This window comes from Pleomorphomonas oryzae DSM 16300 (assembly GCF_000422965.1).
In the GTDB taxonomy this organism is placed as follows: domain Bacteria; phylum Pseudomonadota; class Alphaproteobacteria; order Rhizobiales; family Pleomorphomonadaceae; genus Pleomorphomonas; species Pleomorphomonas oryzae.
Genome location: NZ_AUHB01000015.1, coordinates 76,851 through 93,530 on the forward strand (window position 1 = coordinate 76,851; position 16,680 = coordinate 93,530).

The following is a 16,680-nucleotide window of genomic DNA, read 5'->3' on the forward strand; positions in this document are numbered from 1 at the left end:
CGGTTTGGCGCCGCACGCCATTGTCCGGAACCATGACCATGACAACCGCCCAAGCCGCTGCGCCGGTCGGCCCCGGCCGCTATCGCGGCTTCGCCTTTGCCTTCACGGCCTATCTTCTCTGGGGTTTCCTGCCTTTCTACATGAAGGCCGTCGCCCATATCTCGCCCTACGAGGTGGTGGCGCACCGCGTGTTGTGGTCGGTGCCGATCACCGCGGCGATTCTTGCGGCGCAGGGTGGCCTGGGAAGTTTCTTTGCGGTGTTTCGACAGCCGCGCACGCTTGTTATGGGCCTTATCACGGCCAGCTTGATTTCGGTGAACTGGGCGATTTACGTCTGGGCGATCGGCTCGGGCAGGGCGCTCGAGTCGGCGCTTGGCTATTTCATCAACCCGCTGGTCAATGTGGCGCTCGGCACCATCTTCCTCGGGGAACGCCTCAATCGGGCGCAAATGTTCGCCGTGGCGCTGGCCATCGTCGGCGTCGGCCTGATGACGGTGGAAAGCGGCGGCCTGCCGTGGGTGTCGCTGGCGCTGGCTCTGAGCTTCGGCATCTACGGTTACCTCAAGAAGACGCTGCCGATCGCCCCGACACACGGCTTTCTGCTGGAGGTGGTGCTGATCTCACCGCTGGCGCTTGTCTACATCGGCTGGCTGGCGGCCACCGGCAGCGGCCATTTCGCCGGTACCGGCATCACAACCACCGGGTCCGACACGCTGCTTCTGGCCGCTTCGGGACTTGTCACGGCGGTGCCGCTCATCCTGTTCGTCTATGGAGCTCGGTTGCTGCGCTATTCGACCATCGGCTTGATGCAATATATCGCGCCGTCGATGATCTTCGTCACCGCCGTGTTCATATTCCACGAGCCGTTCTCGGCGGGCAAGCTCGTAGCCTTCATGTTCATCTGGGCGGCGCTGGTGGTCTACACGGCCACTATGTTCTCCGGTCGCAAGGCGTAACTGCGCGGTCGAAGCCGCCCGTTGCACGCAAGATACTTTTGCGGAGACGCTCGTTGGTTCAGAATATGCCCGGCCGGCTGGCCGGGCATGATCCGTCACTTAAGCAGGCGGCACCGAACATGACTGAGATGGTGGTCGTTCGCGGCGACATAACCGTGCTGAACGTCGATGCCATCGTGAACGCGGCAGCGCCCCACCTGCGTGGCGGCGGCGGTGTCGACGGCGCGATCCATCGCGCTGCCGGTCAACAGCAGTTACTATCCTGGATGACGGCGCACTATGACCATTGCGCGGTGGGCGAGGCCGTTGTCAGCCCGGGCTTTGCGCTGCCGGCACGTTATATCATCCATACGGTCGGGCCGATCTGGAGGGGCGGAAACGACCGCGAGGATGAATTGCTGGCGCGATGCTATACGTCGTCCATGGCGCTGGCGGAGCAGAACGGCGTCCGCTCTGTGGCGTTTCCCGCCATTTCCACTGGCGTCTACGGCTTTCCTGCCCTTCGGGCGGCGCGCATCGCCGTCGATACGGTGCGGCAGCGCATCGCTGACGGCACGCGCTTGGAGAAGATCGTCTTTTGTTGCCTGCAAACGGAAATCGCCGAGTTCCATCAGCGTTTTCTAGACGCTGTGTAGCCGCTCGCCATTGCGGGCCTGACGAGGTTGAGATTCCCGTGCGGAGAGAGCCCGCGCCAAAGGCTCCTTGGCCTTCCATCGCGGTATGATGCAAAAAGGGCGCGGTGGATGCCGCGCCCTTCAGTCTGACTGTCAATGGGATCAGTTCTGCAAATTGCCGATCGGATTGACGTTGCCGATACCCTTGAAGATCTGGCCGATGAGGTTGAGGTCGGCGCCGGTGGTACGGGTCTTGCGCTCGATGAAATCGAACACCTTGCCGTCCTTCAGGCCGTAGTTGGCGATCTGTTTGACCAGGCCCTTATCGTCAAAATAGACGGCGAGTACGCGCTGATCGGTAATCGAGCGGCCCATGATCGGGTTCTCGTCGATCGTCTGGGAGATGTAGTAGAAGGCCGTATCGCCGGCCATCACCGAGGTGGTCGAGGGCGAGCCGAGCACCAGCAGCACCTGTTCGCGTGACGAACCAACCGGCACCTGCGCCAGCGCCTGTTCGGAGAGTACATAACCGTGCTGAATTGGCGGCGTGCCACAGGCCGACACAGAGACGGCCGTCAGCAGGGCGATCGCCGCACCCTTCAGACCAAACAACAAGCCCGACGGGCGTTCAATCCGGCTAAACTTCACATGAGCCTCCCGGCACTCCCAACCACACTCAGAACAATCGCGTGAAGGCGATTGTCCAGTTTCTCAGTCTCAGTCGCCAGCGGGCATACGGCCCTCGGCTTCGCAAAGAAGCTTGTTGAGGCTTTGCCCCCAATTTCCGCTCCGCGCGGCGCCGCTTGGCGTCGGAAGTCGCTGACGCGGCTTCAAGCTTTGTCCCTGACTCCACGCTTGGCAACTTGGTTACCTTGCGATAGGTCACGAGGCAACGTCAATTCGTGTGCCTGGCGCGGTTTCCTGTCGATCACCGTGCCGAATTCGGTCTTCGTTGAAGGAAACGGCAAAACTATGGTGTTCGGCCTCTTTCGGCGAAAGACATCTGCCCATGTCGCGCCGCTCTATGAAGAATTGATGCGCGCTTCGCGGCAGCCGGTGTTTTATGCCAAACTTGGAGTTTCCGACAGTGTTGAAGGACGGTTCGAAATGCTGATGCTGGTCGTCGGCCTCGCCGTTCATCGGTTGTCGCAGGAGGCCGCGGGGCGAGAGGCGGCCCGCAAACTCAGTGAGCTGTTCATCGACGATATGGAACGCTCGATGCGCGAGATCGGTTACGACGACAGCGGCCTCAAGCGCCGCCTCAAAAAGGTCGTCGGCGCTTTCTACGGGCGGACGGAGGCGACGGCAGCAGCGCTTGCCTCTGATGAGCCTTCCGTTCTCGCCAATACGCTCGTCCGCAATGTCTATGCTGGCGCGGCGGATCCACGCCATGTGGCCTGCCTTGCCGATTATGTGCGCGACTTCGCACAGCGCCTTGCCGAAACACCCGTCGAGAAACTCACCGCCGGGGCCTTGCCTTCAGGGACGTCCTCTTCCATCTCAGCCGGCGACCCCGCAATTTCGGACCTTGAGACATGACCGCAGAATCCGACATTCCCTTTTCCCGTCCCTTCGCCTGGGATCGTGTGCAGCCGCGCGGCACGTCTGTCGCTTTCGAAGCCAGCCCTTCCGAGTGTGAAGCCATCGCCGAGGCGCTCGGCATCGTCAAAGTGGCCAGCGCCTCGGCCGAGTTCACGATATCGCCCTTCCGCAAAGATGGGTTCAAGGTGGTGGGCGAGGTGAGGGCAGAGGTTGAACAGGCTTGTGTCGTCACCCTTGACCCGGTGCCCGAGACCATCCGCGAGACCATCGATCTGCGTTTTCTGCCAGAAAGTGAAATCGAGCCGATCAACGAGGAAATTGAGGTGGACGTCGATGCCGAGGATCCGCCGGAGCCGATCCTGGGCTCTACCGTCGACCTCGGCGTGCTGACCACCGAATTCATCGCGGTTGGCCTCGATCCCTATCCGCGTAAGCCGGGCGTCGAATTCACGCCGTTTATTGAGGATGATGGCAGCGCGGACGAAGCGGAATCGCCCTTTGCCGGCCTCGCCGCGCTGAAGGACAAACGTCCGTGATGACCGCCGCCGCGCCGCCTCCCGGGCGGTCGGCGCGTATTTTGGTATTGTTTCCTGGGGGGGAACGGTTATCTTCCCGCCCGATCAATTTCGGCGGTCCGCCGCGCTTCTGAGGATTCATGGCCGAACCCCTAATCATATCCATCGACGTCATGGGTGGCGACTTTGGCCCGTCCGTGACGCTCGCCGGCGCCGACCTTGAACTGACGCGGCGTCCCGATCTGCGTTACGAACTGTTTGGTGATGAGGCGATTGTCCTCCCGGTGCTCGAGCAGTACCCGAGGGTCAAGGCCGCCTCCCGCTTTCACCACTGCGAAGTGACGGTGGCGATGGATGAAAAGCCGTCGAGCGCGTTGCGCCATGGTCGATGGAAGTCATCGATGTGGCGGGCGATCGAGGCAGTCAAGAAAGGCGAAGCGCACTTTGCCATTTCCGCCGGCAACACCGGCGCGCTGATGGCGATGTCGAAGTTTTGCCTGCGGACCATGGCCAATATCGAACGGCCGGCCTTGGCGGCGCTGTGGCCCAACCTCAAATCAGAATCGATCGTGCTCGACGTCGGCGCATCGATCGGCGCCGATGCCCAGCAGTTGATCGGATTTGCCGTGATGGGCGCTGCCATGGCCCGCGCGTTGTTCCACACGGACGTCGCCTCGGTGGGGCTGCTCAACGTCGGCGTCGAGGACGTCAAGGGCAACGAGGAAGTGCGGGCGGCCGGTCAGATTCTCAAGGAAACGGCACTCGCCAATCTCCAGTACGAAGGCTTCGTCGAGGGCGACGACATCGGACGGGGCCGGGTGGACGTCATCGTTACCGAGGGCTTCGCCGGCAACATCGCACTGAAGACTGCCGAAGGAACGGCCAAGCAGCTGACAAGCTATCTGCGCACGGCGCTTGGCCGCACCTGGATGACGCGCATCGGCTACGTGCTGGCGCGGGGCGCCTTCCAGGGTCTCCGGGAGAAGATGGATCCCCGTAAGTACAATGGTGGCGTCTTCCTGGGACTCAACGGCATTGTCATCAAGAGCCACGGCGGCACCGACGCCTTCGGCTTCGCGGCCGCGCTCGATCTTGGCTACGACATGGCGCGCAACGGCCTGATGAGCAAGATCGAGACAGACCTCGCACATTATTACCGTGAGCAGGCGGCGATAAGCTTTGCCGCCGGCGAGAAAGGAAGCTGAGCGTGATCCGAAGCGTCATTCTGGGTACGGGAAGCTACCTGCCCGCCAAGGTTCTGACCAACGCAGATCTCACCAAACTGGTCGACACTTCGGACGAGTGGATCGTTCAGCGCACGGGCATCCGTGAACGCCATATCGCCGCCGAGGGCGAACTGACCTCCGATCTCGCCACCGCCGCAGCCGCCAATGCGCTGGCTGCCGCTGGCGTCAATGTCGATGAGATCGACTTGGTATTGCTCGCCACGGCGACGCCGGACCGCACCTTTCCGTCATCAGCGGTGGAAGTGCAGCGCAAGCTCGGCGTCACCCATGGGTTTGCCTTCGATCTGCAGGCGGTATGCTCCGGCTTCGTCTATGCGCTGACGGTCGCCGACAGCCTGCTGCGTACGGGGCTTGCCCGCAAGGCGCTGGTGATCGGCGCCGACACCTTCTCACGCATCCTCGACTGGAACGACCGCACCACCTGCGTGCTGTTCGGCGACGGTGCCGGCGCAGTGGTGCTCGGAACCGAGGAAGGCGAGGGAACGTCGGCCGACCGTGGCTTGCTCGCCGCCAGCCTTAGGGCCGATGGTCGCCATGTCGACAAGCTGTGCACCGATGGCGGGCCGTCGATGACCGGTGCCCCCGGACATGTTCGCATGCACGGCCAGGAAGTGTTCAAGTTCGCCGTTGGCGGTGTCGGGGACGTCATCAAGTCGGTCTTCGGAGCCACTGGTTTCGATGGTGCCAGCATCGACTGGTTCATCCCTCATCAGGCCAACCGGCGGATTATCGAGGGGTCGGCGAAGAAGCTTGGCATACCCTTGGAAAAGACCATCATCACGGTTGAGGGGCACGCCAACACTTCGGCGGCAACTATTCCGCTTGCACTCGATTTTGGCGTGCGTTCGGGCAAGGTCAACCGTGGGGATGTGCTGCTGTTCGAGGCGGTCGGTGGCGGCCTTACCTGGGGAGCTGCCATCCTCCGTTGGTAGAATCCATCGGTTTTTTGTTTGTTTGGAAAGACTTGCGCTAAAAACGGATTGACCCCATCCGTATCTGGCACTACGTTTGTCGCCTACATCTTTGGATCTCGACCGTCGGCCAGATCCACGGTCGACTGGAACAACGGGAGCTTGCGGTCCATGGGGGGCAAAACTGTAACCCGCGCCGATCTTTGCGAGGCCGTGTACCAGAAGGTCGGCCTTTCGAGGAGCGAGTCGGCTGAGCTCGTTGAATCAGTGCTGCGTGAGATTGCCGATTGCCTAGTTACAGGCGAGACGGTGAAGCTCTCCTCGTTCGGCACGTTCTCGGTGCGCTCCAAGACCGAACGTATCGGTCGCAACCCAAAGACCGGCGAGGAAGTTCCGATTCTTCCCCGGCGCGTGCTGGTGTTCAAGCCCAGCAACGTGCTGAAGACGGAAATCAACGGCGGTGACGCTTCGTCTGCTGAGGCCGACGATTGAGCGGATATCTGGCGGGCCGACTGCCCGCCTGCGAATCCCATTAAAATACAGTTGATTAGCCGGCGATCTTCGCGTTGCTGCGAGTTCGGGCTTGGCTTCTTTCGCCTGTCGCTTCTATAGTAGGGCGCTTTGCGAATCCGGTCTTGGGGACTGAGTGGGCATCAGGTCGAGCGGCGGCGTGGAAAAGGCAACGGACGCTTTCAGGACGATCAGCGAGGTTGCGGAGGATCTTGATCTTCCGCAGCATGTGTTGCGATTCTGGGAGACCAAATTCAGTCAGATCCGGCCGATGAAGCGTGGCGGCGGTCGTCGCTATTATCGCCCCGACGACGTCGAACTGCTGCGCGGCATCCAGTATCTGCTCTACGGCGAAGGCTATACGATCAAGGGCGTCCAGCGCATCCTAAAGGAGCAGGGCGCCCGTTTCGTCATGGAGATCTGGCGCCATCCCGGCGAACCGATTCCCATGGCTCCCAATGCCGGCCTCAACGAAGAGGACGAGGCCGAGACGGTCGAGAGCGTTTACGAGGCGGATGAGGCGCATGCGGACGTCGCTCCTGAACCGCCTGTTCGATCCAGTCCGCGCGTCGAGCCGCGGATAGAGCCGGCGCCGGTTCGCGCGGCGGAGGTCGAGGAAGAGCCATTGCCAGCCGGTATCCTGCCGGAGAGCGCCAGCCGTGGCGGCTTTCGCTTCATGGAGCGCTTCCGCGGAGCGTCCGAACATGCAGCACCGACGGGCTCGAGCAGCGGCTTGTCTCGCGAAGATATCCGGCGCCTGCAGTCGACGCTGTTCGAGCTCCTGGAGTGCAAACGTCTCCTGGATCAGACGCGCTGATACACCGCTCGCGGGGGAGAGGTGAAATTAGCACTTGTCCCGCCGGATCGAACCGGCTAAATCCCTCCCGTCCGGCGGCGACGCTCGGACGATGATGGGACGGGCAGTAGCGCAGCCTGGTTAGCGCACGTGTCTGGGGGACACGGGGTCGGAGGTTCAAATCCTCTCTGCCCGACCATTCATTCCCCCTCCTGGTGACTATATTCGTTTTTTAGTGCGACCGGATCGCCGAGGCGATCGGTCGCTCTTGATTCGAAGAATGCTCCCTTGAGGTGGCTTTCGCTGGGATGAGGCCTCCATCCTTTGCTGGCGATCCCGACGTCAGAACAGCCGCTCCGTTTGTCTGGGCAGGTTAAGGCGCATCTTGCGCCTTCCGGGTTGATTCCGTTCCGTTCTGGCGGCGGCGATTTTCCCCAGGAAACGATTCAACAAACCTGATAGCGCATTACTACATATCTTCCAAACCGGTTCGGATTGCTTTATTTCTGCTGTTGAATTAATCCGTACACCGTCGATGGTATTCCCCATTTTTATCGGAAATGAGTGGGTGCCTCGCTTGGGTCGGGTTTTCAAACCGGTTCGAAGCCTTGGATTGCAAGGCATCGTATCCGGCCGTGGCTTGGAGGGCCGGCGGTGAACCTGAGAGAGCTGGCGCAGCATCTGGGATTGTCGAAGACGACGGTCAGCCGTGCTCTCAACGGCTTCTCCGAGGTCAACGAGGAGACGCGCCTGCGCGTCGTCGAGGCGGCGCGGCGCTTCAACTATACGCCCAACGTCAGTGCCAAGCGTCTCGCCACCGGCGAGACCGGCGCCTTTGGTGTGGTTCTGCCCGGCGCTTCCGCGGAAATGGCCGATCCGGTGTTCGGCGAGTTTCTCGCCGGCCTTGCCGATGGGGCAGGGCGCTGCGGCCGCGATCTCTACGTCAACGCGACCTTCGATGGCGAGGAGGCCGGCTATCGCCGTCTCGCCCGCGCCAAGGCGGTGGATGTGATGATCCTCGCCAATCTCAAGGTCGACGATCTCCGCATCCGCCTGCTGTCGCATCTCGGATTGCAGACCGTCACCTGTGGCCGCACCGCCGGCTCATTGATCTATCCGCATCTCGACGTCGATCATGAGGACGGCGTCCGCCGGGCCGTCGAGCTGCTCGCGGGCCTCGGTCACCGGACCATCGCGCTGGTCAGCGGCCCCGCCGATCTTTCTGCCTCCGAACAGCGCATGGTCGGCTGGCACGCGGCGCTCAGCCATCATGGCCTTGCGGCGGCAGCCCATCTTTTCACCGCCGGTCCTTCCACGGAAGGCCACGGCTACCGGGCGACGCGCACGCTGCTGGGAGCGCCGACACCGCCGACCGCCTTCGTCTGCGCGTCGATGTTCCTCGCCTCCGGCTGTTGCCGAGCGATTGGCGACTGCGGCCTGAAGATCGGCCGAGACGTGTCGGTCATTGCCCACGACGACGGTCTGGCAACCGTGAGGCCGGAGGCTTTCGAGCCGGCGCTCACCACCACTTTCTCGTCAATCCGCGCCGCGGGTGTCCGCATCGCCGAGCTTGCTGCCCAGTTGGTCGGCGGTGCCGATCCAGCCGACCTCTCAGAAGTGTGGGCGGTTGACCTGATCTTTCGCGACAGCGCCCAGGCGCCACCGCGACGATGATGCGCCTCCCGGCCGGAGCCGAGGGGCACGAAGAACAGTTGAGCGAAAGAAACAAGGCGCTATTGCCGCCTGCTGGAGAAACCCGAGATCTGACGGAGTCTTGATGTGGTTGATCATGTGAAAGACGCGTCCGGCGGCGGCAAGCCGCTCGACGCGAAGGACGGTCTTTATCTGCGCGCTCCGATTGGCGGCTGGCTCGTATCCATCGCCGATGTTCCCGATCCGGTATTCAGCGGCCGGATTCTCGGTGATGGCTTTGCCATCGATCCGACGGACGCAACGCTGCGCGCGCCGTTTGCCGGCGTTGTCACGTCGGTTCACCGCGCCCATCACGCCGTGACGCTGCGGGCCGAGGACGGCGCCGAGGTTCTGATGCACATCGGCCTCGACACCGTGGCACTGAAGGGCGAGGGCTTTACGCCGCATGTCGCCGAAGGCGATCGGGTCAAGACCGGCGATCCGCTGATCAGCTTCGACATGGATGTCATTTCCCAGCTGGTACGCAGCCTCGTCGTGCCGGTGGTGCTGACCAACGGCGAGCGCTTTGCTCTGGCCGTCTCTCCTGTCGGTCGTGAGGTCGCCGCCGGCGAAGCACTCGCCACCATCGCCGCGCAGGGCGAGACCTTGTCGGCTCCGGTCGGAACGTCGGCTGGCGAGGCAACCGTGGTCAAGGTGCGCATCGCCGATCCGAACGGCATCCATGCCCGCCCCGCCGGCCTGATTGCCGAGGCAGCCAAATCCGGCACGGCCGAGGTCATCATTCGCCTCGGCGACCGCAAGGCCAGCGCCGCCAGCCCGGTTGGCCTGATGCTGCTCGGTGCCCAGCACAACGACGAGCTGACCATCGAGGCCAAGGGCGCCGATGGCGCTGAGGTTGCCAACCGCATCGCCGCCTTGCTGGGCGGACCGGAGGCAACTGCGACCGTCGCTCCCGAAGCCGCACCGCAGGTCGCCGCCACACCGGAAGTCACCGCCGTGCCAGCGTCCACCGATACCCCCGAACTCTGGGGTCCGGGCGTCGCCAAGACCATCGAAGGCACCACGGCCTCGCCCGGCCTTGCCGCCGGCACCTCGGTGCGGATCACCTCCGAGGACTTCGAGGTTTCCGAGACCGGCGCCGATGTCGAGATGGAAATCAAGGAGCTGCGCGCCGCCCTCAAGACGGCCGCCGCCGATATCAGCGCCAAGATCGCTGCCAGCAAAGGGCAGCAGGCGGAGATTCTCACCGCTCACCTGTCCTTCGTCGAGGATCCGGATCTGCGCGATGCCGCCTGGACGCTGATCCGCGATGGCAAGAGCGCCGGCTATGCCTGGAAGACGGCCATCGACCGTCAGGTCGCAGCGTTGCGCAAGCTGGGCAATCCCGTGCTGGCCGAGCGCGCTTCGGACCTTGAAGACGTTCGCCGCCGGGTCCTGGCGATCCTGCTCGGCGTTTCCGGGTCGGCGACGGTGCTGCCTGACGACGCGATCATCTTCGCAGCCGACCTGTTGCCGTCGCAGTTTGCCGATCTCGACCTCTCGAAGGTTGCCGGCATCGTCCTGGCCTATGCCGGCCCGACGGCTCACGTGTCGATCCTCGCGGCGTCAAAGGGCATTCCGGCCGTCGTCGCCGCCGGCGTCGGCGTATTGTGCGTGCCCGATGGACAGCCGGTCATTCTCGATGCCGACCAGGCGACCGTGCGGATCAATCCGCCGGCGACCGACCTTGCCGACATCCGTGCCGCCGTGGTCCGTCGTCGCGAGCGGCTTGCCGCCAATCGCGCCGCAACCCAGGACGACTGCTACACGGCCGACGGCAAGCGGATCGAAGTGGTTGCCAACCTCGGCGGTCCGGCCGATGTCGCGGTCGCACTCGAGAGCGGTGCCGAGGGCTGTGGCCTGATGCGGTCGGAATTCCTGTTCCTCAACCGCACCACGGCGCCGAGCGAAGACGAGCAGTATGCCCAATATCAGGCCATCGCCGATGGTTTGAAGGGACGGCCGCTGATCATCCGCACCCTTGATGCCGGCGCCGACAAGGACGTGCCCTACGCCCATCTGCCGAAGGAGGAAAACCCCGCCCTTGGCATGCGCGGCGTGCGGATGAGCCTCTGGCAGCCGGAGCTCCTCAGGACGCAGATCCGCGCCCTCCTGCGGGTGAAGCCCTATGGTCAGACCAAGATCCTTCTGCCGATGATAGCCACGCTCGCCGACCTCAGGGACGTGCGCAAAGTGATCGACGAGGAGATGAAAGCGCTGGGCCGCACCGCGCCGATCGAAGTGGGCATCATGGTCGAGGTTCCCTCGGCGGCGCTCATTTCCAAGACGCTGGCCGCCGAAGCCGACTTCCTGTCAGTCGGTACCAACGATCTGGCGCAATACACGCTGGCCATCGACCGGGTGAACCCGCGCCTTGCCAAGCAGCTCGATCCCTTCCACCCGGCGGTGCTGCGGCTGATCCAGCTGGCGGCCGAGGGGGCGAAGGCGCACGGCCGCTGGGTTGGCGTCTGCGGTTCGCTCGCCTCCTTCCCGCTCGCCGCGCCGGTGCTGATCGGCCTCGGCGTCACCGAACTGTCGGCGACATCAGGCTCGATCGCCGAGATCAAGGCGATGGTACGGACGCTCGACATGTCCAAATGCAAGGCGGTCGCCGAAGCGGCGCTTGCCCTCGAATCCGGCGAGGCGGTGCGCCGAATGCTCGCCCAGTCCTGGCCCGAAGTTTAAGTCCTAGAGGTATCCCATCATGTTCAAATCCGCATTCGGAGTGCTGCAGCAGATCGGAAAGGCGCTGATGCTGCCGGTCGCTGTGCTGCCGGTCGCCGGCCTGCTGCTCGGTATCGGCGCGTCCAACTTCTCCTTCCTGCCGGAGATCGTATCGCAGGTGATGGCCAAGGGTGGTGACGCCATCTTCGGCAACCTGCCGATCATCTTCGCGGTCGGCGTCGCCCTCGGCCTTGCCAAGAATGACGGCGTCGCCGCCATCGCCGCTGTCGTCGGCTACTTCGTCATGACCGCGACGCTCGGCGTCATGGCCGTGTTCCTGCACGTGCCCGTTCTCGCCGGCAAGACGGTGCCGACCATCGACACCGGCGTGTTCGGCGGCATCATCATCGGCGCCATCGCGGCGTCGCTGTTCAACCGCTACTTCCGGATCCAGTTGCCGTCCTATCTCGGCTTCTTCGCCGGCAAGCGCTTCGTGCCGATTGCCACCGGTCTCGCGGCCATTGTTGCCGGCGTGGTGCTGTCCTTCGTCTGGCAGCCCGTGCAGTCTGGTATCGACATCTTCTCGCACTGGGCGGCTGAAAATGACCCGCGCCTTGCAGCCACCGTCTACGGCTTCGTCGAGCGCCTGCTGATCCCGTTCGGCCTGCATCACATCTGGAACGTGCCGTTCTTCTTCGAGATCGGCTCCTACACCGATGCCGCCGGCAAGGTCGTTCATGGCGACATCAACCGCTTCTTTGCGGGCGATCACACAGCCGGCATCCTGTCGGGCGCCTTCCTGTTCAAGATGTGGGGCCTGCCGGCCGCTGCGATCGCCATCGCCCAGACGGCCAAGCCGGAAAACCGCGTCAAGGTCATGGGCATGATGATTTCGGCCGCCCTGACCTCGTTCCTGACCGGCATCACCGAGCCGATCGAGTTCTCCTTCCTGTTCGTGGCTCCCGCCCTCTACGCCGTGCATGCCGTGCTTGCCGCCACCACCCAGTTCGTGGCCAACACGCTCGACATCCACATGGGCTTTACCTTCTCCCAGGGTGGCATCGACTTCCTGCTGTTCAACGTGTTCGGCTCGAACGCCCATAACTGGTGGATGACGCTGATCCTCGGACCGATCTACGCCGCCATCTATTACGGCGTGTTCCGGTTCGCCATCCTGAAGTTCAACCTCAAGACCCCCGGCCGTGAAGACGATGGCGTTGCCACCGTTGAAACGGCGGATGAGGCGCTCGACGGCAGCGATCGCTTTGCCACCGCCCGCAAGCTGGTCACCGCCTTCGGTGGCGCGCAGAACATCACCAACCTCGATGCCTGCATCACCCGCCTGCGCGTCGGCGTCGCCGACATCGCCAAGGTGGATCAGCCGAAGTTCAAGGAAATGGGCGCCGCCGGTGTCATGGTGGTTGGCCAGGGCCTGCAGGTGATCTTCGGCACCCAGTCGGAGAACATGAAGACCGACATGGAAGAGTATCTCCAGTCGCAGCCGGCCGGTGGCGCCGCCCCCGTCGCCGTCGCGGCGCCGGTTGCCGCCAAGGTTGCCGCCGGTGCGCCGTCGGCCGCCGCCCGCCTCAAGGCCGATCAGATGATCGACGCCCTCGGTGGACGCGCCAATATCGTCTCGGTGGAGGCGGTGTCCGGAACGCGCGTGCGCGTCGAGGTGGCCGATCCCAAGCGGTTCGACCAGTCGCTGATCAAGAAGGCCGGTGTGCGCGCCGTGGCGACGCTCGGTGCCGCCAATTATCACCTGATCGTCGGCGACGACGCTGGTGAGGTGGCACAGGCCCTGTCCGCCTGACAAACCCATTGTCGCCGGTCTCGAACCGGCGGCATTCCTGGCTCAACAGCGACGCCGCTTTTCCCCAGGGAAGGGCGGCGTCGTTTTGTTTGGGGATGCCGTTGGCCGAAAGGGAGGCGGATCATAGGCGTTCGTACCGATCCGAAACCTTCGTTCGACATGATACGAAAGAGAAAGCGAACTAAAACGAAGATCAATCGAACTTCGCAGACGAAAATGGACGGCGCATCGGACAGCTGTCGTTTGCGCGTTTGGAGCAAAGCATGACAGGCAGTTTCGGACCGGGGCCTCTTCCGGAAAGTGCCGATGTCGTCGTCATCGGCGGCGGCGTGGTCGGGTGCGCCATCGCCCGCGAGCTGTCGCGCTTCGACGTGTCGGCGGTGCTGATCGAGCGGTCGCCGGATGTCGCCACCGGAACCTCCAAGGCCAACAGCGGCATTCTGCATGCCGGTTTCGACGCCGAGCCGGGCACCTGGAAAGCACGCCTCAATGTGCGTGGTTCGCGGCTCTATGCCGAACTGGCCGAAGGACTTGGCATTCCGCGCAAGGCGACGGGCTCTCTCGTGGTTGCCAAGGATACCGCTGAGATGGAGACCGTTGCGGAGCTTCGTCACCGTGGCATCGACAACGGCGTGGCTGGCCTTGAGATCTGGAACCGCGACCAGGTGGTCGCCCACGAGCCGAACATCTCGTCCGATATCGCAGGGGCGCTCTGGGCGCCCACCGGTGCCATCGTCTGCCCGTTTCTGGCCACCGTGGGCTTTGCCGAGAATGCTATCCGCAACGGCGTGCGCATCGTCATCGAATGCGCCGTGACGGGGATCGACGTTGCCGACAGGCAGATTGTCGGCGTACGGACAACGCGCGGCCGCGTTGCGACTCGTTTCGTGGTCAACGCCGCCGGACTGCATTCGGACGAGGTGGCGCGTCTGGCCGGTGACGACAGCTTCACCATCAAGCCACGCCGGGGCGAGTACATCCTGTTCGATCGCAGCGTCGGCCAACTGGTCAATACCGTGCTGTTTCCGACGCCCGACAAGGTGTCGAAGGGCATCTTGGTGTCGCCCACGGTGCATGGCAATGTGTTCATCGGCCCTGATGCCGTCGACATCGACGATCCCGAGGACAGGGAAACGACGGCCGGCGGCCTTGCCGGCATCATCGCCGGCGCCCGCCGCATCGTACCGGCATTGCCGCTTGGCACGGCCATCACCGAGTTTGCCGGATTACGCGCCGCTGCCGGCAAGGATTTCGTCATCGGACCGTCGCCCGCCGCGCGCGGTCTCGTCCACGCTGCCGGAATCCAGTCCCCGGGCCTGACCTCGGCTCCGGCGATCGGCGAAGTCATTGTCGAGATGCTGCAAGACGTCGGTTTGAGACTGAGGGCAAAGGCGAGCTTCGTTCCGGTCAATCCGGAAAAGCCGCGCTTCCATGAACTCGATCGCGAGGCCCAGGCGCGACTGGTTGCCCGCGATCCGCTGTTCGGCCGCGTCATCTGCCGTTGCGAGACCGTCACCGAGGCAGAGATCGTCGCGGCCATCCGGTCGCCTTGCGGCGCCCGCACTGTCGACGGCGTCAAGCGGCGGGTGCGGGCCGGAGCAGGCCGCTGCCAGGGTGGCTTCTGTGGTCCGCGCGTCACGGCGATTCTCGCCCGTGAACTCGATGTCCCCATCACCGCTGTCCGCAAGGACTCAATCAAATCATGGCTGTTCCTGTCGCGTGCCGATCTCGAAGCTGGGGAGGGCATCCATGCGTGAGTTTTCCTACGACGTGGTGACCATCGGTGGCGGTCCGGCCGGCATGGCTGCGGCCCTGGCGGCGCGGGAGGCCGGCGCGAAACGCGTGCTGATTCTCGAGCGCGACCGCGAACTCGGCGGCATCCTGCAGCAATGCATCCATAACGGCTTCGGCCTCAGGCGCTTCGAGGAGGAGCTGACCGGGCCGGGCTATGCCCACCGTTACATCGACATGGTCAAGGCCACCGACATTGATGTCTGGCTCGACACGACGGTGCTGGCGGCCGAGCCGGGTGGAGTCATCACCTCGGTCAGTCCGCAGGCCGGGCTGACGGTCGTCAGGGCGAAGTCGGTGGTCTACGCTATGGGCTGTCGCGAACGGACACGTGGCGCCATCCGCACGCCGGGCAGCCGGCCGGCCGGCGTGTTCACCGCTGGCGCCGCCCAGCGCATGGTCAACATGGAGGGTTATCTGCCGGGCAAGGAAGTGGTGATCGTCGGCTCGGGCGACATCGGCCTGATCATGGCTCGCCGCATGACCTTCGAGGGCGCCAAGGTGAAGGCGGTGTTCGAGATCATGCCGTATTCCAACGGCCTGACGCGCAACATCGTCCAGTGCCTGGAAGATTTCGGCATTCCGCTTTACCTCGGCCATTCGGTCACCGCGATCCATGGCAAGGACCGGGTGACAGGCATCACCGTGTCTGAGGTGAACGATAAGCTGGAGGTGATCGAGGGCACGGCCTTCGACGTCGCCTGCGACTGCGTACTGCTCTCGGTCGGCCTCATTCCCGAAAACGAGCTGGGTCGCGCGGCCGGTATCGCCGTCGATCCGATCACCAGCGGCGCGCGGGTCGATCAGTTCCGTGAGACCTCGATCCCCGGCTTCTTCGCCGCCGGCAACGTGCTGCATGTCCACGACCTCGTCGACTGGGTGTCGGAGGAGGCGGCGATCGCCGGTCGCTCGGCGGCTCGCCATGCGCGCGGCGAGCTGGCGCCGTCGGGTCGGGAACGATCGGTCATGGCGGGCGAGGGGCTTCGTACCGTGGTGCCGCAGCGGCTCACGGATTTCGAGCCGGGGAAAATGAGCGTCCGCTTCTATTTCCGGGCGGCAAAGCCGATGGGCGCATCCCTGCTGCAATTCTGGGCCGACGACGCGCTCGCCTTCGAGCGCAAGCTCAGGGTGGTCAAACCGAGCGAAATGATCGTCGCCGATATTCCCGTGCGCAAGATCGGTGACGCCGCGACGCTGGAATTCCGCGTCGTGCCGGCACCCGAGAAGGTCGCGGCCGAGGATGAGATCGAGGAGGAGGCATGATGGCGCATATGGTTCATGCCATTCAGTGCATCGGCTGCCCGATTGGCTGCGGCGGCGAAGTCACCGTCAAGGACGGCGTCGTTGCCGAGATGACCGGCTTCACCTGCAACAAGGGGCTGGCCTATGCCGCCGAGGAAGTGGTGGCGCCCAAGCGCATGGTGACGACGACGGTGCGGGTATCGGGCGGTGGCTTGCCGCTGTTGCCGGTGGTCTCGGTGACGCCGGTGCCGAAGGAGCGCATCTTCGACTGCTTGCGGCTTCTGCGCTCCGTGTCGGTTGCCGCGCCGGTCACGGAGGGCACGATCATCGTGTCCGATGCCCTAGGCCTCGGTGTCGACTTTCGCGCCGCCCGTGACATTGCCTAGC

At 63.9% G+C, this 16,680-nt stretch carries 15 protein-coding genes and 1 tRNA gene; 15 read left to right on the plus strand and 1 reads right to left on the minus strand.

Annotation, left to right across the window (positions count from 1 at the left end; translation table 11 throughout):
- The first annotated feature begins 38 nt into the window (after window positions 1–38).
- Window positions 39–956, plus strand: a complete 918-nt coding sequence (rarD, locus tag G522_RS0121260) for an EamA family transporter RarD (RefSeq protein WP_026792762.1) — start codon at window positions 39–41, stop codon at window positions 954–956.
- 119 nt (window positions 957–1,075) lie between these two features.
- A complete protein-coding gene (locus G522_RS0121265) occupies window positions 1,076–1,591 on the plus strand; it encodes an O-acetyl-ADP-ribose deacetylase (protein ID WP_026792763.1) in 516 nt (171 codons plus the stop codon).
- A 141-nt stretch (window positions 1,592–1,732) separates the two neighbouring features.
- Here G522_RS0121265 and G522_RS0121270 read toward each other — a convergent pair whose 3' ends face one another.
- Window positions 1,733–2,218, minus strand: a complete 486-nt coding sequence (locus tag G522_RS0121270; protein WP_210162955.1) for an outer membrane protein assembly factor BamE — start codon at window positions 2,216–2,218, stop codon at window positions 1,733–1,735.
- 324 nt (window positions 2,219–2,542) lie between these two features.
- Here G522_RS0121270 and G522_RS28065 point away from each other — a divergent pair, with 324 nt between their 5' ends.
- From G522_RS28065 to G522_RS0121335, 13 genes are all read left to right on the plus strand, one after another.
- The gene (locus G522_RS28065) at window positions 2,543–3,109 is read left to right on the plus strand and encodes a ubiquinol-cytochrome C chaperone family protein (RefSeq protein ID WP_051229006.1); all 567 of its coding nucleotides are present in this window, start codon (window positions 2,543–2,545) and stop codon (window positions 3,107–3,109) included.
- Complete coding sequence (locus G522_RS0121280; RefSeq protein WP_026792765.1) at window positions 3,106–3,648, plus strand: YceD family protein; 543 nt, start codon at window positions 3,106–3,108, stop codon at window positions 3,646–3,648. Before G522_RS28065 ends, G522_RS0121280 begins: the two co-directional genes overlap by 4 nt.
- Before the next feature lie 119 nt (window positions 3,649–3,767).
- Window positions 3,768–4,832 carry a phosphate acyltransferase PlsX gene (gene plsX, locus G522_RS0121285; protein WP_026792766.1) on the plus strand — a complete coding sequence of 355 codons (1,065 nt, stop codon included), beginning with the start codon at window positions 3,768–3,770 and terminating at the stop codon, window positions 4,830–4,832.
- A 2-nt stretch (window positions 4,833–4,834) separates the two neighbouring features.
- Window positions 4,835–5,806 (plus strand): beta-ketoacyl-ACP synthase III, encoded by a 972-nt coding sequence (locus G522_RS0121290; RefSeq protein WP_026792767.1) that lies wholly within the window; start codon window positions 4,835–4,837, stop codon window positions 5,804–5,806.
- Window positions 5,807–5,956: 150 nt separating this feature from the next.
- Window positions 5,957–6,277: an integration host factor subunit alpha gene (locus G522_RS0121295; RefSeq protein ID WP_026792768.1), complete on the plus strand. Its 321-nt coding sequence runs from the start codon at window positions 5,957–5,959 to the stop codon at window positions 6,275–6,277.
- A gap of 178 nt (window positions 6,278–6,455) precedes the next feature.
- Entirely contained in the window at window positions 6,456–7,112 is a 657-nt protein-coding gene (locus tag G522_RS0121300) for a MerR family transcriptional regulator (RefSeq protein WP_026792769.1), read from the plus strand.
- Between the two features lie 100 nt (window positions 7,113–7,212).
- Window positions 7,213–7,290 (plus strand) — tRNA-Pro (locus G522_RS0121305).
- 455 nt (window positions 7,291–7,745) lie between these two features.
- Window positions 7,746–8,765 carry a LacI family DNA-binding transcriptional regulator gene (locus G522_RS0121310; RefSeq protein WP_026792770.1) on the plus strand — a complete coding sequence of 340 codons (1,020 nt, stop codon included), beginning with the start codon at window positions 7,746–7,748 and terminating at the stop codon, window positions 8,763–8,765.
- A gap of 105 nt (window positions 8,766–8,870) precedes the next feature.
- A complete protein-coding gene (gene ptsP, locus G522_RS0121315) occupies window positions 8,871–11,468 on the plus strand; it encodes a phosphoenolpyruvate--protein phosphotransferase (RefSeq protein ID WP_210162956.1) in 2,598 nt (865 codons plus the stop codon).
- 19 nt (window positions 11,469–11,487) lie between these two features.
- Window positions 11,488–13,260, plus strand: a complete 1,773-nt coding sequence (gene ptsG / locus G522_RS0121320; protein ID WP_026792772.1) for a PTS glucose transporter subunit IIBC — start codon at window positions 11,488–11,490, stop codon at window positions 13,258–13,260.
- A gap of 263 nt (window positions 13,261–13,523) precedes the next feature.
- Window positions 13,524–15,017 carry an NAD(P)/FAD-dependent oxidoreductase gene (locus tag G522_RS0121325; protein WP_036840383.1) on the plus strand — a complete coding sequence of 498 codons (1,494 nt, stop codon included), beginning with the start codon at window positions 13,524–13,526 and terminating at the stop codon, window positions 15,015–15,017.
- The gene (locus tag G522_RS28070) at window positions 15,010–16,314 is read left to right on the plus strand and encodes an NAD(P)/FAD-dependent oxidoreductase (protein WP_051229008.1); all 1,305 of its coding nucleotides are present in this window, start codon (window positions 15,010–15,012) and stop codon (window positions 16,312–16,314) included. Before G522_RS0121325 ends, G522_RS28070 begins: the two co-directional genes overlap by 8 nt.
- Window positions 16,311–16,679 carry a DUF1667 domain-containing protein gene (locus G522_RS0121335; RefSeq protein WP_210162957.1) on the plus strand — a complete coding sequence of 123 codons (369 nt, stop codon included), beginning with the start codon at window positions 16,311–16,313 and terminating at the stop codon, window positions 16,677–16,679. The genes G522_RS28070 and G522_RS0121335 overlap by 4 nt, the downstream gene beginning before the upstream one ends.
- Window position 16,680 lies beyond the last annotated feature (1 nt).

Bases quoted from the DNA above. Each gene is read 5' to 3' on its own strand.
- G522_RS0121265 (WP_026792763.1), top strand. From the start codon at position 1,076: ATGACTGAGATGGTGGTCGTTCGCGGCGACATAACCGTGCTGAACGTC.
- G522_RS0121280 (WP_026792765.1), top strand. From the start codon at position 3,106: ATGACCGCAGAATCCGACATTCCCTTTTCCCGTCCCTTCGCCTGGGAT.
- G522_RS0121335 (WP_210162957.1), top strand. From the start codon at position 16,311: ATGATGGCGCATATGGTTCATGCCATTCAGTGCATCGGCTGCCCGATT.
- G522_RS28065 (WP_051229006.1), top strand. From the start codon at position 2,543: ATGGTGTTCGGCCTCTTTCGGCGAAAGACATCTGCCCATGTCGCGCCG.
- G522_RS0121295 (WP_026792768.1), top strand. From the start codon at position 5,957: ATGGGGGGCAAAACTGTAACCCGCGCCGATCTTTGCGAGGCCGTGTAC.
- G522_RS28070 (WP_051229008.1), top strand. From the start codon at position 15,010: ATGCGTGAGTTTTCCTACGACGTGGTGACCATCGGTGGCGGTCCGGCC.
- G522_RS0121325 (WP_036840383.1), top strand. From the start codon at position 13,524: ATGACAGGCAGTTTCGGACCGGGGCCTCTTCCGGAAAGTGCCGATGTC.
- ptsG (WP_026792772.1), top strand. From the start codon at position 11,488: ATGTTCAAATCCGCATTCGGAGTGCTGCAGCAGATCGGAAAGGCGCTG.
- plsX (WP_026792766.1), top strand. From the start codon at position 3,768: ATGGCCGAACCCCTAATCATATCCATCGACGTCATGGGTGGCGACTTT.
- rarD (WP_026792762.1), top strand. From the start codon at position 39: ATGACAACCGCCCAAGCCGCTGCGCCGGTCGGCCCCGGCCGCTATCGC.